Genomic DNA, 19,857 nt, shown 5'->3' with positions numbered 1-19,857 from the left:
GTCCGGGGCCCGCTGCGCGTCCGCACCCGCCCCCGCGCTCCCCGGCCGCACCCGTCCGCGCGAGGCCTTCACCAGGGATTCACTCAGCGTCCGTCATATGCCGTGGCATGGCAGCGCGTGTTCGAGGGCATACCCCATGCAGGTCGACGTCCGGTCCACGGGTGTCGAGTCTCAGCGGACGGCACAGAGCCGTTCGCCCGGGAGGCCCTTTGCACCAGGACGCGCGTGCGGTTCGCACGGACGGATTGGAGGGCCGGAAATCGGCCCTGGCACGGGGGCCGATGACCGGTCCGGTCTTCATGGCCCGACCTCTTCCGAGGGGGTACGTCCTTCCGTGGTGACCAGCACCAAGCGCCGCCTGCCCGACAGGCGGACCTACGTCCTCGACACCAGCGTCCTGCTGGCAGACCCCAACGCGGTCTCCCGATTCGACGAGCACGAGGTCGTGCTCCCGATCGTGGTGATCACCGAGTTGGAGGCCAAGAGGCACCATCCCGAACTCGGCTACTTCGCCCGGCAGGCGCTGCGCCTGCTCGACGACTTCCGCGTTCGCTACGGTCGCCTCGACGCCCCCATCCCGTTGGGCGACCTCGGCGGCACCCTGCGTGTCGAACTGAACCACTCCGATCCGGGCATCCTGCCCGCGGGCTTCCGGCTGGGGGACAACGATTCGCGCATCCTCGCGGTCGCCCGCAACCTGCAGGCCGAGGGGTACGACGTCACGGTCGTGTCGAAGGACCTCCCGCTGCGCATCAAGGCCTCCTCCGTGGGGCTGATCGCCGAGGAGTACCGGGCGGAACTCGCCATCACCGACGCCGGATGGACCGGCATGAGCGAGATCGCCCTCTCCGGCGAGCAGGTGGACCTCCTCTACTCCGAGGACCGGCTGTACGTCCCCGAGGTCGCGGAACTGCCCGTGCACACCGGCCTGGTCATCCAGTCCGAGCGCGGCAAGGCGCTGGGCCGGGTCACCGCGGACGGCAACGTACGGCTCGTGAAGGGGGACCGCGAGGCCTTCGGGCTGCACGGCCGCAGCGCCGAGCAGCGCATCGCGCTGGACCTGCTGCTCGACCCGGAGATCGGCATCCTCTCCATGGGCGGCCGGGCCGGCACCGGCAAGTCGGCGCTCGCGCTCTGCGCGGGCTTGGAAGCGGTACTGGAACGCAGGCAGCACCAGAAGGTGATGGTCTTCCGGCCGCTGTACGCGGTCGGCGGCCAGGACCTCGGCTACCTGCCCGGTGACGCCTCCGAGAAGATGAGCCCCTGGGCCCAGGCGGTGTTCGACACCCTCTCGGCGGTCGCCGGCCGCGAGGTCATCGAAGAGGTCCTGGGCCGCGGGATGCTGGAGGTGCTCCCGCTCACCCACATCCGGGGCCGCTCGCTGCACGACGCCTTCGTGATCGTGGACGAGGCCCAGTCGCTGGAGCGCAACGTCCTGCTGACCGTGCTCTCCCGGATCGGGGCGAACAGCCGGGTCGTCCTGACCCACGACGTCGCCCAGCGGGACAACCTGCGGGTCGGCCGGTACGACGGAGTGGTGGCCGTGGTCGAGAAGTTGAAGGGTCATCCGCTCTTCGCCCACATCACGCTCAGCCGCTCCGAGCGGTCGCCCATCGCCGCCCTCGTGACGGAGATGCTGGAAACCATCTGAAAGGACCCATAGCGGTACGGAAGTTGGCGCCGTCCGGCAAAGGCGAACGAGCCTAGTCGGGCGGCGCACCGCTGCACAGGGCTTCGGCGAAATCGGCGCGGTCGCAGCAGGTGTGACCTTTCCCACGCAACGGAGAATTGCCTCGCGGCGTCACGGTCCGGCAGAGTCTGCTTTCCGTAAGGCCCCGCATACGGCACACGTGTATCCCTCGTGGCTGCACAGCTCGGCAACAACTCCACAAACGACCGCCGTATGCCGCCCGCAAGCACCACGCGGCACTCCCGCAAGGGAGTTGCCCACGGGCCCGCGCCTCCCGTGACCACAGCACCATGGAGGCCAGCGTCAGGGGCATTCCTGCGTCCGCGGGGTCACCGTTGTGGACGCTGCTGGAAGGACACCGTGTGAGCCGCATCTCGGTACGGGGATTCGCCGTGGCATCAGCCACCGCGGTCACCACCGTCGGCGCCGTCGTGGGTGTTGCCACAGGCGACCCCCAGAACTCGAACAGCCTCGAGACGACCGCGTCGGGAGCGACTCTCCTCGCAGACATTCCCGCGGGCGAGCAGGCCCGCGTGCAGAACGCCTCGCTGACGGAGCAGGCCGACGCCATCTCCCACGCCGCCGACACCGATGCCAAGCGCTCGGTCGAGGAAGCGGCGCGGATCCAGGCCGCCAAGGACGCGAAGGACAAGAAGTCCGCGGCCGAGGCCAAGGAGAAGGCCGACCTCGAGGCGAAGGCCGCGAAGGAGCGCGAGGCCAAGGAAGAGGTCGCCAGCCGGTCCTCCGCCCGCGACGCGTCCTCCTTCACCCCGAAGAGCTCCTACACGGTGGCCGAGGTCAAGGCGATCGCGCGGCAGATCGTGCCCGCGAGCCAGTTCCAGTGCTTCTCCAACATCGTCGACGCGGAGTCGACCTGGAACTACTTGGCCGTCAACTCGTCCTCGGGCGCCTACGGCCTGGTCCAGGCGCTCCCGGGATCGAAGATGAGCTCGGTGGCCTCCGACTGGCGCACCAACCCGGCCACGCAGATCCAGTGGGGTCTGAACTACATGAACGAGACGTACCACAGCCCCTGTGGCGCCTGGACGTTCCACCAGGCCAACGACTGGTACTAGTCGCCGGCCCCCCGCACCACCGCGAGGAGCCCCGCACCGTTCTACGGTGCGGGGCTCCTCGCGTGTACCGTCGTCCCAGGCGCGCGTAGGGACGGGCGGGGGGAAAGGGACGACATGTCGAAGTGGTCAGCCTTGCTGGGCAGGATCGGACGAGGGCTGAGCCAGGTCGAGGCGAAGCTGGACGAGCGGCGGGCCGAGGTCGAGGCCGAGAACGCGGACCCGGCCCTCGGCGGGCCCGCTGCGGCCCGCACCGCCGCCGTGCACCGCGCCGAAGAGGCCGGGGCCGCGGCCGAGCCGTATCCGGCGCGGCCGCGGCCCGACCCGGTCGCGGTGGTGCCCTGGGGCATGCGGGTGGCCGCCGAGGTCAGCTGGCGGCTGCTGCTGGTCGCCGGGATGCTGTGGGTCGTGATGAAGGTGATCAGCGAAGTCCGGCTGGTCGTCCTCGCCTTCGCCGCCGCGCTGCTCGTCACCGCGCTGCTCCAGCCCTTCGTGGTGCGGCTGCGCCGGCTGGGCCTGCCGCGCGGGCTGGCCACCGCCGTCACCGCCATCCTCGGCTTCGTGGTCATCGGGCTGGTCGGCTGGTTCGTGGTCTGGCAGGTCATGGAGAACCTCGACCAGCTCTCCGCCCGGGTCCGCGACGGCATCGAAGAGCTGAAGCGGTGGGCCCTCAACAGCCCGTTCCACGTGACCGAGCAGCAGATCAACGACATCGCCAAGAACCTCAGCGACACCATCGGCACCAACACCCAGGAGATCACCTCCGCCGGGCTCCAGGGCGTCACGGTGATGGTCGAGGTGCTGACCGGCATCCTGCTCGCCATGTTCTCCACCCTCTTCCTGCTGTACGACGGCGCGAAGATCTGGCACTGGGTGCTGGGCCTGGTGCCCACCGCCGCGCGCGCCGGAGTGGCGGGCGCCGGACCGCGCGCCTGGCGCACCCTGACCGCCTACGTCCGGGGCACGGTCCTCGTGGCGCTCATCGACGCCATCTTCATCGGCCTCGGCCTGTGGTTCCTCGACGTGACGATGGCGGTGCCGCTGGCCGTCTTCATCTTCCTGTTCGCCTTCATCCCGCTGGTCGGCGCGGTGGTCTCGGGCGCCCTCGCGGTGGTCGTGGCGCTGGTCACCCAGGGGCCGTTCACCGGCCTGATGGTGCTGGCCGTCGTCCTCGCCGTCCAGCAGATCGAGGGGCACGTGCTGCAGCCCTTCATCCTGGGGCGCGCGGTACGGGTGCACCCGCTGGCAGTGGTGCTCTCGGTGGCCGCGGGCGGCATGATCGCGGGCATCGGGGGCGCGGTGGTCGCCGTACCCCTGGTGGCCGTCACCAACACCGTCGTCGGCTACCTGCGGGTGTATTCGCGGGAGCAGTACGCGCAGTTCGGCCCCGGCCCGCACGGGGCGACGGCCTTGGAACCGGCGGCGGCCGAACCGGGGGAGTAGAGCGGTGATATCCGAGCCCGAAGCCGATTCCGGCTGGACGACCGAGCTGTCGGGTCCCCCGGAGCCGCCCGCGCAGGCCGCTTCCGGGGCGGAGCCGGGCGGCGGCGCCCGGCGCGGCGGCCGCTGGGCGTGGGCCCTGGGCGGGGCGGCGCTGGCCTCGGCCCTGTGGGCGGGCGGCCTGTACGCCTTCGGGGACCGACTGGACGCGCCCCCCGTGGCCTACGGCATGCCGGAGAAGCTGTGCGACAGCCTGAAGGCCACGGCGCTCACCGCCGCCCTCGGGGACCTGCGCAAGGACGCCCCGATCAGCCAGCGGTCCGATCACCCCGCGGTGGACTGGGCGATGTGCACGCTGAGCACCGCGGAGCGCAACGACGGCAGTAGGAACAGGTACGGCAGCTTCAACGTGTGGGCGACCGCCGAGCTGCACAAGAAGACCGACCCGGAGCCGGAGTTCGGCGTCGAGGACCCCTGGGAGCGGGGCGGGAACCCGGTGGAGCGGGCGGCCGTACCGGACCTCGGCGAGCGCGCGGTGATGACCCCGGCGGACGACGGACAGGGGCCCCGGCTGAAGGTGCTGGACGGCGGAGCGGTCTTCACCCTCATGGTCATGCCGTTCGGTACCGCCGACCCGATGCGGCCCCCCGGGACGGGCCCGGTCGACTACGTCCCGATCGAGGCGGCGATGATCGCCGACATGCGCGAGCTGCTGGCGGCCCTGAAGAAGTAGCGCGCCTCCGGACGCGGCGCGGACGCGCCACACGAACGCACACGGGGCCCCGCGGCCGTGGATGACGGCGGCGGGGCCCCGTGCTGTGCACGCGCTGTTCGCGCGGGTCCGGCGGTGGAGCTGCGCGGCGGCGCCGCGCGGTGGTGCCAGGTGGTGGTGCTAAGCGGTGGCGGTGGCCTCGGTGAGGGCCGCCTCCGCGTCGAGGGTGACGGCGACGGCCTGGATCACCGAAGCGATCTTGAAGGCCTCCTGGACCGTCTCGCGGTCGACGCCGGCCTTGCGCAGGACCTGCTCGTGCGAGTCCAGGCACTGGCCGCAGCCGTTGACCGCGGAGACCGCGAGCGACCACAGCTCGAAGTCGACCTTCTCGACGCCCGGGTTGCCGATGACGTTCATCCGCAGGCCCGCGCGCAGCGTCCCGTACTCCGGGTCGGAGAGCAGGTGGCGGGTGCGGTAGAAGACGTTGTTCATCGCCATGATCGCGGCGGCGGACTTGGCGGCGGTGTAGGCCTCCGCGGACAGGTTCGCCTTCGCCTCGGGCTCCAGCTCACGCAGGACGCGCGGGGAGCGGGCGGCGATCGCGCAGGCGAGGACGGTGCCCCACAGCTGCTGCTGCGAGAGCTTGTCCTGGTTGCCGATGACCGAACCGAGGTTCAGCTTCAGGTCCTTGGCGAAGTCCGGGACGGACGCCTTCAGCGTGTCGAGGGACACGGGTCACTCACCGGCCAGCAGCGCGCCGGCGTCGAGGGTGCCCTCGCCCTTGTTCCAGTTGCAGGGGCACAGCTCGTCGGTCTGCAGGGCGTCGAGGACCCGCAGGACCTCCTTGGGGTTACGGCCCACGGAACCGGCGGTCACCATCGTGAACTGGATCTCGTTGTTCTGGTCGACGATGAAGACGGCGCGCTGCGCGAAGCCGTCCTCGCCCTGCACGCCGCAGGCCTGCATCAGCTCGCGCTTGGAGTCGGCCAGCATCGGGAAGGGCAGGTCGCGCAGGTCGGCGTGGTCCTTGCGCCAGGCGTGGTGGACGAACTCGGAGTCGCCGGAGACGCCGAGGACCTGGGCGTCGCGGTCGAGGAACTCGTCGTTCAGCTTGCCGAAGGCGGCGATCTCGGTCGGGCAGACGAAGGTGAAGTCCTTCGGCCAGAAGAACACCACGCGCCACTTGCCTTCGTAGGCCTTGTGGTCGATCTGGGCGAACTCGTTGCCCGGCTCCAGGGAGACGCAAGCGGTCAGATCGTACGAGGGGAACTTGTCACCGACAGTGAGCACGTGCACTCCAAGCGGACGGGAAAGTTGCCTTTTTGGGGGCTTTCCGAGGGGGTTGGACGGATCCCACATGCTGGCACACCTGGATTGATTACAGAAATAGCTACTCTTGTGGCGGGTGATCGGAGCTGCCTATCAGTGGCAGCCGGTAAGAGGGGAGCGCAGGGCGGCGTGAAGATCAACACCAAGGGCGGCGTGAAGACCGTGGTCAAGGGTGGCTCGAAACAGCCCACGCTCGCCCAGCTGCGGGCGTTCGCGGCCGTCGCCGAGCACCTGCACTTCCGGGACGCCGCCGCCGCCATCGGCATGAGCCAGCCCGCCCTGTCCGGCGCGGTCTCCGCGCTGGAGGAGGCCGTCGGCGTGCAACTGCTGGAGCGGACCACCCGCAAGGTGCTGCTCTCCCCGGCGGGCGAGCGGATCGCGGCCCGCGCCAAGGTGGTGCTGGAGTCCATGGGCGCGCTGATGGAGGAGGCCGAAGCCGTACGGGCCCCCTTCACCGGAGCGCTGCGGCTCGGCGTGATCCCCACCGTGGCCCCCTACCTGCTGCCGACCGTCCTCGGGCTCTTCCAGCGGCGCTACCCGCTGATGGACCTCCAGGTGCACGAGGAGCAGACCTCCTCGCTGCTCGACGGACTCACCGGCGGCCGGCTCGACCTGCTCCTCCTCGCGGTTCCGCTCGGGGTGCCCGGCGTCACCGAACTGCCCCTCTTCGACGAGGAGTTCGTCCTGCTGGCACCCCGCGAGCACCCGCTCGCCGGGCGCCGGGACATCCCGCGCGAGGAACTGCGCGGCCTCCAGCTGCTCCTGCTCGACGAGGGGCACTGCCTGCGCGACCAGGCCCTGGACATCTGCCGCGAGGCCGGCCGCGGCGAGGGCGCGGACGTCACCACGACCGCCGCCGGGCTCTCCACCCTCGTCCAGCTCGTCGCCGGCGGCCTCGGCGTCACCCTGCTGCCGCGCACCGCCCTGCGCGTGGAGACCACCCGCAACGAGTACCTCGCCACCGGGTACTTCGCCGAGCCCGCGCCCACCCGCCGGATCGCGCTCGCGATGCGGACGGGCACGGCCCGCGCCCAGGAGTTCGCGGCGATCGCCCACTCCCTGCGCCAGGCCGTGCGCCCCCTGCCGGTCTGGCCGGCCGACCACTGACCCCGGCTACTCGGTGCGCAGGCCGTCCGGGCGCATCATGCGCAGCAGCGCGGGCATGCTGAGCAGCGTCACCAGGAGGACCAGCGCGCCGCCCGCCCCGGCCATCGCGAGGACCACGTTCCACTCGATCACCACCGGCAGTTCGGTCATCCGCAGCAGGACCGAGCCGAGGGCCAGGCCCACTGCCGAGGCCAGGACCAGGGCCAGCGCGATCGGCAGCGCCGTCTGCCACAGGACCGACAGGCACAGCGTGCCGCGCGGGGTGCCGAAGGCCACCAGCGAGGACAGCAGCCGCTTGCGCTCCCGCAGTTGCTCCAGCTGCGCGACCAGCAGGCTGAGCCCGATCAGCACCAGCACCAGGACCGCCCCGATGTACAGCCCGGCCCGGATCGTGCCGTACTGGCCGTCGGGCCGGGAGAACTGGAGGGTCTGCACCTCGGCGAGCGGATCCGCCCGGTAGGCGGCGGTGCGGACGTTCTCCACCGCCTCCGCCTCCGCCACCGCGGGGTCGAGCAGGACGTAGACGCTCGCGTTGACCTGCGCGTCGGGGACCGGGGGCGCCGCGGACGGGGTGGCGAGCAGGCCCGTGGCCAGGTCCCCGTCCGGGCCCGGGCGGGCGGCCACCGTGCGGGCCCCGGCCGGGACCGTCCACCGGACCGGGGGCTCGTCCCCGGGGTTGCCGAACACGGAGCCGGCGAAGAGCTGGTCACCGGCCCGGGCGGTGTTCCCGTACGGGGCCGCCTCCGGGCTCGTACCGCCCGTCAGGACGAAGGAGTCGCCGTCCGCGCAGGATTCGATCACCGCGATCTCGCGCAGCGCGTCGCAGGCGCCCACGGTGACCTGGATCATCCCGTCCTCCGCGGGCACCGTGGCGGCGGCGGTCGTCCTGGTCAGGGCCACGGCCTTGGTCACGCCCCGCGCGCCCGCGACCTTCGCGCCGATGTCCTCGATGCGCTGGTCGGACCCCGGCTGCCGGTGGGCGGTCACCGCCATCTGGGCCCGCGCCGGATCGACGCCGATGAGGGTGGTGTAGGCGGATTCGGTGCCCGCGAAGAGGATCTGCAGGGCGATGGCCCCGGCGACCGCGACCGCGACGCCGTTGACCAGCCGCGCCGCCGTACCGCTGCCGACCTGTAGGCGGCGTACGGCGAGTTGCCAGGACACGGGGCCCCGGGACAGCCCGGAGACGCTCCGTTCGACCAGCCAGGGCAGGACGGCGGTGATGCCCAGGAGCAGCAGCACGACGCCGGCCCCCACCCGCACCTGGTTGTACGTCGCCGCGTCGGAGTCACGGGTCGCCAGCGGCGCCAGCAGGGCGATCCCGCCGAGCGGCGGCAGCAGCCGCCACCAGATCCGGCGCCCGGCCGGGCGGGCGGTGCGTACGATCCCCAGCGGTTCGATGACCACCCCGCGCAGGGTGAAGAGGGTGACCGCGACCGCGAGCAGCGGCACGGCGGCGGCGACGAGCGCTGCCAGCCAGGGGCTCGGATCGAGGTCGGCGGGGAAGACGCTGCGCCGGCCCAGGGCGGCGCTGGCGACGAGCCGCCGGGAGACCAGGAAGAAGAGGGTGCCGAGGAGCAGCCCGAACACGGCCCCGGCCAGTGCCTCGCCCGCGGCGATCCGCCGGACCATCCTGGCGTCGGCACCGACGAGGCGCAGCGCGGCGAGCCGGCGGTCGCGCTGCTCGCCGCCGAAGCGGATGGCGGCCGCGATGAAGACGGTGACCGGCATCAGGAGGGCGACGAAGGTGAGCAGGACCATCAGGGCGAGGACCGGGTCCAGCCGGTCGGGTTCGTCGTCGGCGCCGAAGGCGTTGAAGCGCTGGACCGCGCCGTAGCGGGTGCCGTCGCTGCGGAGGCTGTCGCTGCCCGCGTAGAAGAAGAGTTCGCCGGGGCCGATCAGGCCCGCGTCGCCGATGAGGGCCACGACCTTGCCGTCGAAGCGCTCGCGCAGCGGTGCGCCCTCGTCGGACTTCAGCAGGGCGTCCAGCGCGGGGGAGAGGGCGAGTTCGCCCGGGCCGGGCAGCCGCGCGAGGCCGGGCGGGGCGGGGGCGCGGGGGCCTTCGGCCCGGACGTAGGCACCATCGATCGACTTGTGGTGGAAGTCCCGGCTGGCGCGGGTGATCAGGAAGGTGTCCGCGGCGGCCCGTTCCGGACCGGTCAGGGACATGCGGGAGCGGGCGTCGCCCCGGTCGGTGCGGGCCGTCAGCGCGCTCGGCAGCGCAGCCGTGACCAGCAGCAGGGCGACGCCGAGCCCGACGCCGACGGCGGTGAGCGCCGTACGGGTCCAGCCCTGGCGGCCGCCGGTGACGGCGAACCGGGCCCCCATGAGCAGCTCGCGGAGCCAGCCGCGGACGGCGCTCATACGATGCGTTCCATGTCGCGGGACTTGCCGTCGCGCACGACGATCTCGCGGTCGGAGTAGGCGGCGACCCGCGTCTCGTGCGTGACCAGCACCACGGCGGTACTGGCGGCCCGCGCGGCCTCGGTGAGCAGCTGCATGACCAGTTCGCCGTTGAGGGAGTCCAGGGCGCCGGTCGGTTCGTCGGCGAAGACCACGCGGGGGCTGGTGACCAGGGCGCGGGAGACGGCGACGCGCTGGCCCTGGCCGCCGCTGACCTCGCCGGGGCGCCGGGCGGCCGTGTCCTCGACTTCCAGGCGGGTCATCCAGTGCAGGGCGGTGGCCTCGGCCTGTTTGCGCCGGACCCCGTTCAGGCGCAGCGGCAGGGCCACGTTCTCCACGCAGGTCAGCTCCGGCACGAGCTGCCCGAACTGGAACACGAAGCCGAACTCGCTGCGGCGCAGGGCGCTGCGCTGGGCGTCGTTGAGGGCGGACAGGTCCCGCCCGGCGTAGGTGACGGTGCCCGCGTCGGGCGTGAGGATCCCGGCGAGGCAGTGCAGCAGGGTCGACTTGCCGGAGCCGGAGGGCCCCATGACGGCGACGACCTCGCCGGGGTGGATGGAGAACTCGGCGCCGGTCAGGGCGGCGTTGGAGCCGTAGGACTTGTAGAGGCCCTCGGCGCTCAGGAGCGAACCGTCCGGGATCACCGGCGGACCTCCCGGGCGAGCTGGTCCAGCCGGGCCGCGGCCAGCTCCAGCCAGCGCAGGTCGGCTTCCAGGTGGAACAGGGCGTGGTCGCAGATCAGCTGGTCGGCGAGGTCGCCCTTGCGCTTTCGGGTGGTCAGCAGGCGCATCGTCCGCAGGTGTTCGGCGCGCTGGGTGTCGAGGAGCCGCTCGGCGCTGCGGCAGGTGAGCAGGGCCAGGACGACCTTGGTGTAGAGGGTCGAGTGGAGGTACGGCTCGGGCTTCTCGGGGGAGCCCAGCCAGACCTCGACGTCGGTGATCCCGGCGTCGGTGATGGCGTACCGCTTGCGCTCCGGCCCGCCGCCGCTCTCGACGCCGTCGACCTCGACGAGGCCGTTCTTCAGGAGCCGGGACATGGTCGAGTAGACCTGCCCGTAGGCGAGCGGCCGGTCGTGGCCGAACGTCTCGTCGAAGGCACGCTTGAGGTCGTACCCGTGCCGCGGACCGGCCTCCAGGAGGCCGAGCAGTGTGTGACCGATGGACATGGCCGCGACTGTACACACGGTGTATAGCCGCGGCGTATGGGGGGCGGGCGTCCGCCCAAGCACGGGCCGGACCGTCATCCAGTGGACTTCGGCGGGCGGCCGCGGCGGGGGAGGGGGCCCGGGGAGGAGGGGAGGCGGCCGGACTCCGCGAGGGCGCGGCGCAGCAGGAACTCGATCTGGGCGTTGGCGCTGCGCAGTTCGTCGCCCGCCCAGCGGGCGAGCGCGTCGTACACCTGCGGGTCGAGCCGCAGCAGCACCTGCTTGCGCGGCGCGCGCCGGGCCGGGCCCCCGGCCGCGCCGGCGGCGGGGGCGCTCCCCTCCTCCTCGCCCGGCCCCCCGGGGGCCGTCGGCTCGCCTCCCGGCATCACTGGTAGAGGGTGCCGGTGTTCACGACGGGCTGGGCGGCGCGGTCACCGCAGAGGACGACCATGAGGTTGGAGACCATGGCGGCCCTGCGGTCGGGGTCCAGATCCACGACGTCCTCTTCCTGAAGGCGGGTCAGGGCGAGCTCGACCATACCCACCGCGCCCTCGACGATCAGGCGACGGGCCGCGACGACCGCGCCGGCCTGCTGGCGCTGGAGCATGGCCGAGGCGATCTCGGGGGCGTACGCGAGGTGCGTGAAGCGGGACTCGATGATGTGGACGCCGGCCGCCTCGACCCGGGCGTGCAGTTCGACCGCGAGCTTCTCGGTGATCTCCTCGGCGTTGCCGCGCAGGGAGAGGCCGCCCTCGTCGTGGGCGTCGTAGGGGTACTCGATGGCGATGTGCCGGACGGCGGCCTCGGTCTGGGTCTCGACGAACTCGGTGAAGTCGTCCACCTCGAAGGAGGCCCGTGCGGTGTCCTCCACCTTCCAGACCACGACCGCGGCCAGTTCGATCGGGTTGCCGTAGGCGTCGTTGACCTTCAGGACGGCCGTCTCGTGGTTGCGGACGCGGGTGGAGATCTTCTCGCGGGAGGTCAGCGGGTTGACCCAGCGCAGGCCGTCGGTGCGGATCGTGCCCTTGTAGCGGCCGAAGAGCTGGACCACGCGGGCCTCGCCCGGGGCGACCGTGTTGAGCCCGCACATCGCGTAGAGGGAGCCGAGGATGACGACGACCCCGAAGGCGATCAGGCCCGCCTTGGCGCCCACGGCGGTGAGGACGGCGCCGGTGGCGATCAGTCCGCCGCCGAGCACCAGCCCCAGCAGTCCGAGCAGCAGGGCCAGCCCGCCGCCCACGCTCTGCGCCGGGTACTCCCGTACCTGCGGTTCCGGCATATCGGTGTTGTTTGTCATGGTTCGCCCCGTTTCGGTCCGTCGGAGTCGGTCCGACTCCTTAGCAAATTGATATCACTTTTTTGGCGCACCGCAACTCTTCTGGTCTGCTAGGCGTCGGTTCGTTGAGCGTGGGTGCTGATTCTCACGTCCGGATTGACCTTTTTTGATCAGGATTGTGCAGCCCTTGTCACAGCCGCCGGTGTTAGCTTTCTGAGCTGACGTCGGGGGTTATTGAGCGGAGCGGGAGCGATGGGCCGAGCAGAAGCGCGACGGGCGCAGCAGCAGCGCGGGACACGGCGTGCGCCGCGCGGACGCGCGCCGAAGAGCGGCCGCGGGAAGAGCGGTGCGGGAGCCGGCACCGGCAAACGGACCGGCATACGCAGGTTCTTCACCTGGAAGAAGATCCTCGGCGCGTTCTTCGGCATGATCCTGCTCGGCATGGCCGCGGCGGTCGGCCTCTACTTCTACGTCGACGCGCCCAAGCCCAACGAAGAGGCGACGCTCCAGAGCAACGTCTACCAGTGGTCCGACGGCTCCGTCATGACCCGCACGGGCAAGTACAACCGCGAGATCCTCCCCTTCGACAAGGTCCCGGAGGACGTGCGCACCACGTTCATCGCGATCGAGAACAAGAACTTCTACAAGGACCAGGGCATCGACTTCAAGGGCCTGGTGCGCGGCTTCCTCTCCACGGTGACCGGCAAGGGCAAGGCCGGTGGTTCGACGATCACCCAGCAGTACGTCAAGAACTACTACCTGAACCAGGACCAGACGGCGACGCGCAAGCTGAAGGAGATGGTGATCTCCCTCAAGACCGACCAGAAGCTGGGGAAGAACGAGATCCTCGAGGGTTACATGAACACCAGCTACTTCGGTCGCGGTGCTTATGGGATCCAGGCGGCCGCGCAGGCCTACTACGGCGTCGACGCCCAGAAGCTGACCCTGGAGCAGGGCGCCTACCTGGCGGCCGTCCTGCAGGCCCCCAGCTCCTACGACTGGGCGACCGCGGGCCCCAACGGCAAGCGCCTCGTCATGGTCCGCTTCAACGCGACCCTCGACAACATGGTCGGCATGGGCAAGCTCGACGAGGCCAAGCGCAAGACCCTGCACTTCCAGGAGCCCATCAAGCCCAAGCCGGCCCCCGGCCGCGAGGGCCAGAAGGGCTACCTGATGGAGGCCGCCGACGCCGAGCTGAACCGGCAGGGCGTGCCCAAGGCCGCGATCGACGCCGGCGGCTGGACGATCAAGCTCAACATCGACAAGAAGAAGCAGGCCGCCCTGGAGAAGGCCGTCAACGACGAGCTGGAATCCAAGCTGGAGCGCAAGAACACCGCGGAGCGCCCCATCGACCAGAACGTGCAGGCGGGCGCCACCTCGGTGGACCCCAAGACCGGCGCGATCGTCGCGATGTACGGCGGCACCGGCCAGGGCGAGAAGTGGTCCAGCAACGCCCTGCGCACCGACTTCCAGCCCGGCTCGACCTTCAAGCCGGTCGTCCTCGCCACCGCCCTGCAGAACGGCGCCAAGACGCAGGACGGCAAGCCGATCACGCCGAGCACCCTCTACGACGGCACCAGCGGCCGCCCGGTCGTCGGCAGCGACACCCCGTTCTCCCCGGAGAACCAGGACCAGCAGAACTACTGGGACATCGGCCACAACGTCACCGTGCAGAAGGCGACCAACTCCTCCGTCAACTCCGTCTACGCGCAGATGACCGTCGACGCGAAGCCGGAGAAGGTCAAGGAGATGGGCCTCAACCTCGGCATGAGGGACCGCGACGGCTGGCCCGCCGACAAGCCCGCCATGGCGCTGGGCACGATGAGCGCGAGCACCGTCGAGATGGCCGGGGTCTACGCGACCTTCGACCACCACGGCAAGAAGGTCACCCCGTCGATCATCAAGAGCGCCCAGAACCACGCGCGCACCTACAGGCCGGTGCAGACCATCGGCGACCAGGTGATCGACACCTCCACCGCCGACACCGTCACCAAGGTGCTCACCGGCGTCGTCACCGACGGTTCCGGCAACAAGGTCTACAGCGACGCCTACCAGGCCGCGGGCAAGACCGGTACGACCGAGTCCAACGTCGCCGCCTGGTTCACCGGCTACACCCCGGAACTGGTCACGGTCGTCGCGATGTTCGGTGAAGAGGTCGGCACCGGCAAACAGGTCACCCTGACCGGTACCGCCGGTCTCGGCCGCGCGGGCGGTTCCAGCTTCCCCGCCGCCATCTGGAAGGCGTACACGCTGGCCGCGCTCTCGGGCGTGGACACGGTGAAGTTCGAGCTGCCGGACGCGGACATGGGCACGCCGCCCCCGAGCCCGACGCCGACCCAGACGGCCTCGGCCAGCCGCACCCCGTCGCCGAGCAGCACCCGTAGCGCGTCCGCGCCGGTCACGCCGAGCCCGACCGCCACCAGCTCGCGCAGCGTGAACCCGAACCCGGGCACCTCCTCGCCGAACCCGGGCCACTCCTCGCCCAACCCGGGCCACTCGTCGCCCAACCCGACGCGCACCAACCCGTTCCCGCCGTTCCCGTAGGGGAGGCCCAGGACACGAAAGCGCCGCCCGGCAGCATCCCCGCTGCCGGGCGGCGCTTTCGCGTACGGACGGACGGCCGGCCGGAGCCGGACGCCGGTCAGCGCCGGTCGGGCGCCCCCGGCAGCGCGAGCTCGAACCACACGACCTTGCCGCTGCTCAGCCGGGTCGCACCCCAGCGCCGTGCCATCCGGTTGACCAGGAACAGGCCGCGGCCGCCCTCGTCGGTGTCCCGGGCCCGGCGCTGGCGCGGCAGCTGCGGGGAGTCGTCGCCGACCTCGCAGCGCAGGACGTCCGTACGCAGCAGGCGCAGCGTGACGGGCCGCTCCGCGTACCGCACGGCGTTGGTGACCACCTCGCTGACCAGCAGCTCCAGCGAGTCGCTCAGCTCCTCCAGGCCCCAGCGGGACAGGGCGCGGCGGGCGAAGCGCCGGGCGCGGCCCGGAGCGGTCTCCTCCGGGTCCAGGAACCAGTAGGCGACGTCGCTGGGCGCGATCCCGTCGAAGCGGGCCGCCAGCAGCGCGATGTCGTCGTCCCGGTCACCCGGCCCGAGCATGTCCAGGACGTCGTCGCAGAGCGCTTCCAGCGGCGGCGGGTGGTCCAGCCCGGTCAGCTGCGCGGTCGTGGCGAGCCGCTCGCGCAGCTGCTCGATGCCGGTCCAGACGTCCCGCAGCCGGGACTCCACCAGGCCGTCGGTGTAGAGCAGCAGGGTGGCTCCGGCGGGCGCGTCCAGCTCGACGGCCTCGAAATCCACGCCGCCGACCCCGATCGGGGCGCCGGGCGGCACCCGCAGCACCTCGGCGCGGCCGCCCAGGTGCAGCAGGACGGGCGGCGGGTGGCCGGCGTTGGCGATGGTGATCCGGTGCGAGACGGGGTCGTAGACGGCGTACAGACAGGTCGCCATCCGGTCCGAGCCCAGCCGCTGGGCCTGCTCGTCCAGGTGGTGCAGCACCTCGGCGGGCGGCAGGTCCAGCTGGGCCAGGGTCTGCGCCGTGGTGCGCAGCTGGCCCATGATCGCGGCGGAGGTCATGGAGTGGCCCATGACGTCGCCCACGACCAGGGCGACCCGGCTGCCGGGCAGCGGTATGGCGTCGTACCAGTCCCCGCCGACCCGGGCCGTCTCGGCGGCCGGCAGGTAGCGGCTGGCCAGGCGGACCCCGGTGGGCTGGGGGAGGCTGTCCGGGAGCATGGTGCGCTGGAGCTCGTCGGCGATGTAGGCCTCGCGGCCGTACAGGACGGCCTTGTCGATGCCGAGCGCGGTGTGCGTGGCCAGCTGGGCGGCGACCAGCAGGTCGTTCTGCTCGAAGGCGGGCCGCTCGGGGGTGCGCAGGAACACCGCCGCGCCGATCACCCGGCGGCGGCCGCGCAGCGGCGCCAGGATCGCCCGCTGGCCGCGCGGTACGGGGTGCTCCGCGCCCAGCAGCTCGGGCAGCGCGGCGCGGGCCGCCGCGGAGGACCCGAAGACGGGCCGTACGCCGCGCAGCACCTCGGCCAGGGCTCCGCCGGAGCGGATCTCGCACAGCTCGGCCGCGGGCAGGTCGCCCTGCGGACCGACGAGCGCCAGCTGGCTGAAGTCCAGCTCGCCCCCGGCTCCGGTGACCGCGGAGAGGTCGAGCCCGGCGCCGGTGGTGTCGCCGCCGCGCACGGCGTCGGTGAGGTCGTCGATCGGGCGCAGCCGGTCCGTCCGGCGCAGCCTTAAGACGACGGGGCCGACCGGGCGCTCGTCGCCGACGGGGAGCGGATCGCGCAGGTACACGAGGATCGCGTCGGAGAAGGTGGGCACGGTGGCCCGGCACAGGCCGAGGACGATCTCGTCGAGGTCGATGCCGCGGGCGATCCTGCGGGTGGCGGCGCCGACGAAGCGGAGCCGGTCGCCCTCGCGGCGCGCGGCGCTCATGTCCGGGACACCGGTCAGTCCGCCGTGGTCGCCGGAACCGGAGCCCGTTGCGGAACCCGTACCGGAATCCGGCGCGGAGGGCGCCGCCGGGTCGTGGCCGAGCGGTACGGCGGTCCCGGCGGGTACGGCGCTCCCCGGCCCGGGAGCCGGCGCGGCGCCGTCGGGGCCGCCGGGGGACGCGTCCGGGGCCGCGCCGGCGTTGCGGGCGGCGCCCACGTCCCGGGCGCTCCCGTCCCGCCCCGGGCCGGCGTCACCGCGGCGGGCGGCGGGGATCCCGGAAGCGGACCCGGACCCCGAGGCGGACCCGGAGCCAGAACCGGAACCCGCATCGGAAGCGGAGTCCGGCGGGCCGGGCCGGGTGTCCTGGGCGGCCGGGGCGGGCGCCTTGCCGTGGCCCTGGTCATCGGATCGGGAAGGGGAACCGGCGCGGGGGCCGGCGGGGGAACCGGCGCGGGGACCGGGTCCGGTGTCCGCACCGGCAGCGGTCGCACCCCGCCGGACCGGGCGGGGCCCGGGCAGGTCGGAGCCGCCCGGCGCCGGTGTCGCGGCCGCCGCGGCAGGCTGCGGGCCCTCGTAAGAGGTGGGGTACTCCGTCACGCGTGGAATTCCGTCCGTTTGCGCTGGATGTGCGCTGCACTCAACTCGGTCAGTCGCGGTATACCCGTTCAGCGGCCGGGGCACCGTCGCCCGCGGTACCTCCCCCGCCTCGTCCGGGGGCCCCGCGCCTCTCGTTCCCTCTCGCCTCGCGTTGACCTCCGGTCAAGTCCCGCGCACAGCACGTCAATTACGGGTGTACACCCTCGCAGGAGGCCCTGTCTGCACGCTTGCGGAGGACGATCCTACGTTTGGAACCCGTGGGCGCACCAAGGGTCTCATGAGGTCATATGGGCCGGAGTGCGGTCCCAGTCCCCGGGCAGTACCGGAACCTTCCAGCCCGGGTCGGGGCGCCAGTTCTCCCAGCCGTCCGAGAACGGTGCCCCCCACTCCTCGATCAGTGCCACCGCCGCGCGCCCGGCCTCCCGCACCCGGTCCGCCGTCGCGTCGTCCATCAGCCCGCACCGCACCGCCTGCGCGAACTCGTCCTCGTCCCGCCACGTCCAGGTGCGGTCGGGGTACACCGAGATGTCGAGGAAGTGGTCCACGGAGTCGATGCCGCCGGACCACCGGGTCCTGGGCTCCTCAAGGTTCACGTACCAGCTCTTGAAACGCCAGCCGTGGTCCCAGAACAGCCACACCGACCACGGATCGCCTGGCCGGGCCAGCTTGAGCACGCCCGTGCCGAACCACCGCGAGCGCACGGTGGTGCGCGGGGCGGTGTAGCGGGTGGCCAGCGGCTCCTCGTGGACCGGCGTCCCGTCGGTCAGCACCGGCCGGACGAGTTCGGTGTCCGGGGCCATCCACACGGCCAGCACCTCGGGCGTGTCCCGCACGACGGTCACCGGGCGGCAGATGTGGACCGGCCCCTTCAGGCCGGGGGCGTTGTCCCGGTAGCGCCACAGGATGTGCTCCCCGGGCGCCCAGCGCGGGCCCCGGCCGCCGTACGCCCCGGCGCCGTCCGTGCCGTCGTACGGGCCGTCGTATGCGCCGTCGTACGCGCCGCCCCCGCGGCCTCCGGTACCTGTCATGCGCAGATCTTAGGGCGGAGCCCCCCGGGCCCGCTGCGTTGCAGGTCACGGAGGGGTTGGGGGACGGCATTCGACCGAAATCCGGCCCTCGTCCGGGGAACTCAGGGGCGGGTCATGCGCAGCACGTCGAGGGCCTCGTCGAGCTGTTCGAGGGTGAGCGAGCCGCGTTCCACATAGCCGGACTCCAGGACGACCTCGCGGATCGTCCTGCGCTCCGCGAGCGCCTTCTTGGCGACCTTGGCCGCCTCCTCGTAGCCGATGTAGCGGTTCAGCGGGGTCACCACGGAGGGCGAGGACTCCGCGTACTCCCTGGCCCGGGCCGCGTTGGCAGTGATTCCGTCGACCGTGCGGTCGGCCAGCAGCCGGCTCACGTTGCCCAGCAGCCGCACCGACTCCAGGAGGTTGCGGGCCATCACCGGCAGCATCACGTTCAGCTCGAAATTGCCCGCCGCGCCCGCCACCGCGACCGTGGTGTCGTTTCCGGTCACCTGGGCGGCCACCATGAGGACGGCCTCCGCGACGACCGGATTGACCTTTCCGGGCATGATCGAAGAGCCCGGCTGGAGATCCGGGAGATTGATTTCGGCCAATCCGGTGCGCGGTCCCGAGGCCATCCAGCGCAGATCGTTGGCGATCTTCGTGAGCGAGACGGCGATCGTACGGAGCATGCCGGAGGTCTCCACCAGCGCGTCCCGCGCCCCCTGGGCCTCGAAGTGGTTGCGCGCCTCGGTGAGCGGCAGCCCGGTCGCGGCGGCCACCTCGGCGATCACCGCGGCGGAGAACCCGGGCGGGGTGTTGATCCCGGTGCCGACCGCGGTGCCGCCCAGCGGCAGTTCGGCGAGCCGGGGCAGCGCCGCCCGGAGCCGCTCGACGCCGTAGCGCACCTGGGCCGCGTAGCCGCCGAACTCCTGTCCCAGCGTCACCGGGGTGGCGTCCATCAGGTGGGTGCGGCCCGCCTTGACCACCTCGGCGAAGGCCTCGGCCTTGCGCTCCAGGGCGGCCGCGAGGTGCTCCAGGGAGGGGATCAGCTCGCCGGTGACGGCGGCGGTGGCGGCGATGTGGATCGAGGACGGGAAGACGTCGTTGGAACTCTGCGAGGCGTTGACGTGGTCGTTGGGGTGCACGTCGCGGCCGAGCCGCTCGGTGGCCAGCGTCGCGATCACCTCGTTGGCGTTCATGTTGGACGAGGTCCCGGACCCGGTCTGGAAGACGTCCACCGGGAAGTGCGCGTCCCAGCGGCCCTCGGCCACCTCGGCGGCGGCCGACCGGATGGCCCCGGCGATGTCCGCGTCCAGGACGCCCAGCTCCGCGTTGACCTTCGCGGCCGCGGACTTGACCCGGGCGAGGGCGGCGATGTGCGCGCGCTCCAGGCGCTGCCCCGAGACGGGGAAGTTCTCCACGGCGCGCTGCGTCTGGGCGCGCCACTTGGCGTCGGCGGGAACCCTCACCTCGCCCATCGAATCGTGCTCCACGCGGAATCCGGCGTCCTCGCGGCCCTGCTGGTTCTCGGTCATGTTCGTGGCCTCCTCAAAAAGTTGAGCAATTGTCGTGTTCGAAGTGTTCCCAACTCCCCTACCGGCCAGTAAATACCGGGGGTAACACCTGACACCGGGGAGACAT

Annotated in this window: 16 protein-coding genes; 6 read left to right on the top strand and 10 right to left on the bottom strand. The window is 72.0% G+C overall.

What is annotated here, in order from left to right; genetic code table 11:
- The first annotated feature begins 334 nt into the window (after window positions 1–334).
- The 4 genes from AC0693_RS01540 to AC0693_RS01525 all read left to right on the top strand — a co-directional run bounded on the left by AC0693_RS01540 (window position 335) and on the right by AC0693_RS01525 (window position 4,936).
- Entirely contained in the window at window positions 335–1,651 is a 1,317-nt protein-coding gene (locus AC0693_RS01540; protein WP_356404351.1) for a PhoH family protein, read from the top strand.
- 401 nt (window positions 1,652–2,052) lie between these two features.
- Window positions 2,053–2,766, top strand: coding sequence for an aggregation-promoting factor C-terminal-like domain-containing protein (locus AC0693_RS01535; protein ID WP_356404353.1), 714 nt, complete (start codon window positions 2,053–2,055; stop codon window positions 2,764–2,766).
- 114 nt (window positions 2,767–2,880) lie between these two features.
- Window positions 2,881–4,206 (top strand): AI-2E family transporter, encoded by a 1,326-nt coding sequence (locus tag AC0693_RS01530; RefSeq protein ID WP_469317689.1) that lies wholly within the window; start codon window positions 2,881–2,883, stop codon window positions 4,204–4,206.
- Between the two features lie 4 nt (window positions 4,207–4,210).
- A complete protein-coding gene (locus tag AC0693_RS01525; protein WP_478800714.1) occupies window positions 4,211–4,936 on the top strand; it encodes a hypothetical protein in 726 nt (241 codons plus the stop codon).
- 159 nt (window positions 4,937–5,095) lie between these two features.
- On the opposite strand, the gene AC0693_RS01520 is transcribed toward AC0693_RS01525, so the two are convergent.
- Entirely contained in the window at window positions 5,096–5,647 is a 552-nt protein-coding gene (locus AC0693_RS01520) for an alkyl hydroperoxide reductase (RefSeq protein ID WP_469317691.1), read from the bottom strand.
- Window positions 5,648–5,650: 3 nt separating this feature from the next.
- Entirely contained in the window at window positions 5,651–6,205 is a 555-nt protein-coding gene (locus AC0693_RS01515; protein WP_356404361.1) for a peroxiredoxin, read from the bottom strand.
- Window positions 6,206–6,373: 168 nt separating this feature from the next.
- Here AC0693_RS01515 and AC0693_RS01510 point away from each other — a divergent pair, with 168 nt between their 5' ends.
- The gene (locus tag AC0693_RS01510) at window positions 6,374–7,351 is read left to right on the top strand and encodes a hydrogen peroxide-inducible genes activator (RefSeq protein ID WP_469317692.1); all 978 of its coding nucleotides are present in this window, start codon (window positions 6,374–6,376) and stop codon (window positions 7,349–7,351) included.
- 6 nt (window positions 7,352–7,357) lie between these two features.
- Here AC0693_RS01510 and AC0693_RS01505 read toward each other — a convergent pair whose 3' ends face one another.
- From AC0693_RS01505 to AC0693_RS01485, 5 genes are all read right to left on the bottom strand, one after another.
- The gene (locus tag AC0693_RS01505) at window positions 7,358–9,715 is read right to left on the bottom strand and encodes an FtsX-like permease family protein (RefSeq protein WP_478800713.1); all 2,358 of its coding nucleotides are present in this window, start codon (window positions 9,713–9,715) and stop codon (window positions 7,358–7,360) included.
- Complete coding sequence (locus AC0693_RS01500; protein WP_478800712.1) at window positions 9,712–10,398, bottom strand: ABC transporter ATP-binding protein; 687 nt, start codon at window positions 10,396–10,398, stop codon at window positions 9,712–9,714. The genes AC0693_RS01505 and AC0693_RS01500 overlap by 4 nt, the downstream gene beginning before the upstream one ends.
- On the bottom strand, window positions 10,395–10,919 hold the full coding sequence (locus AC0693_RS01495) for a PadR family transcriptional regulator (RefSeq protein ID WP_478800711.1): 525 nt from the start codon (window positions 10,917–10,919) through the stop codon (window positions 10,395–10,397). The genes AC0693_RS01500 and AC0693_RS01495 overlap by 4 nt, the downstream gene beginning before the upstream one ends.
- Window positions 10,920–10,993: 74 nt before the next feature.
- A complete protein-coding gene (locus tag AC0693_RS01490) occupies window positions 10,994–11,284 on the bottom strand; it encodes a type II toxin-antitoxin system antitoxin (protein WP_478741104.1) in 291 nt (96 codons plus the stop codon).
- Window positions 11,284–12,195 carry an SPFH domain-containing protein gene (locus AC0693_RS01485; RefSeq protein WP_469317697.1) on the bottom strand — a complete coding sequence of 304 codons (912 nt, stop codon included), beginning with the start codon at window positions 12,193–12,195 and terminating at the stop codon, window positions 11,284–11,286. The genes AC0693_RS01490 and AC0693_RS01485 overlap by 1 nt, the downstream gene beginning before the upstream one ends.
- 231 nt (window positions 12,196–12,426) lie before the next feature.
- Between AC0693_RS01485 and AC0693_RS01480 the strand changes: the two genes are divergently transcribed.
- On the top strand, window positions 12,427–14,718 hold the full coding sequence (locus AC0693_RS01480; RefSeq protein ID WP_469317698.1) for a transglycosylase domain-containing protein: 2,292 nt from the start codon (window positions 12,427–12,429) through the stop codon (window positions 14,716–14,718).
- Window positions 14,719–14,815: 97 nt separating this feature from the next.
- Here AC0693_RS01480 and AC0693_RS01475 read toward each other — a convergent pair whose 3' ends face one another.
- The 3 genes from AC0693_RS01475 to AC0693_RS01465 form a co-directional block, all read right to left on the bottom strand.
- A complete protein-coding gene (locus AC0693_RS01475) occupies window positions 14,816–17,131 on the bottom strand; it encodes a SpoIIE family protein phosphatase (protein WP_478800983.1) in 2,316 nt (771 codons plus the stop codon).
- A 353-nt stretch (window positions 17,132–17,484) separates the two neighbouring features.
- The gene (gene fomD, locus AC0693_RS01470) at window positions 17,485–18,237 is read right to left on the bottom strand and encodes a cytidylyl-2-hydroxypropylphosphonate hydrolase (RefSeq protein ID WP_478800710.1); all 753 of its coding nucleotides are present in this window, start codon (window positions 18,235–18,237) and stop codon (window positions 17,485–17,487) included.
- A 101-nt stretch (window positions 18,238–18,338) separates the two neighbouring features.
- Window positions 18,339–19,751 carry a class II fumarate hydratase gene (locus tag AC0693_RS01465; protein WP_356404380.1) on the bottom strand — a complete coding sequence of 471 codons (1,413 nt, stop codon included), beginning with the start codon at window positions 19,749–19,751 and terminating at the stop codon, window positions 18,339–18,341.
- Window positions 19,752–19,857 lie beyond the last annotated feature (106 nt).

This window comes from Streptomyces sp. NPDC043876, assembly GCF_056435825.1.
This window is presented reverse-complemented; position numbering and strand designations above follow the sequence as displayed.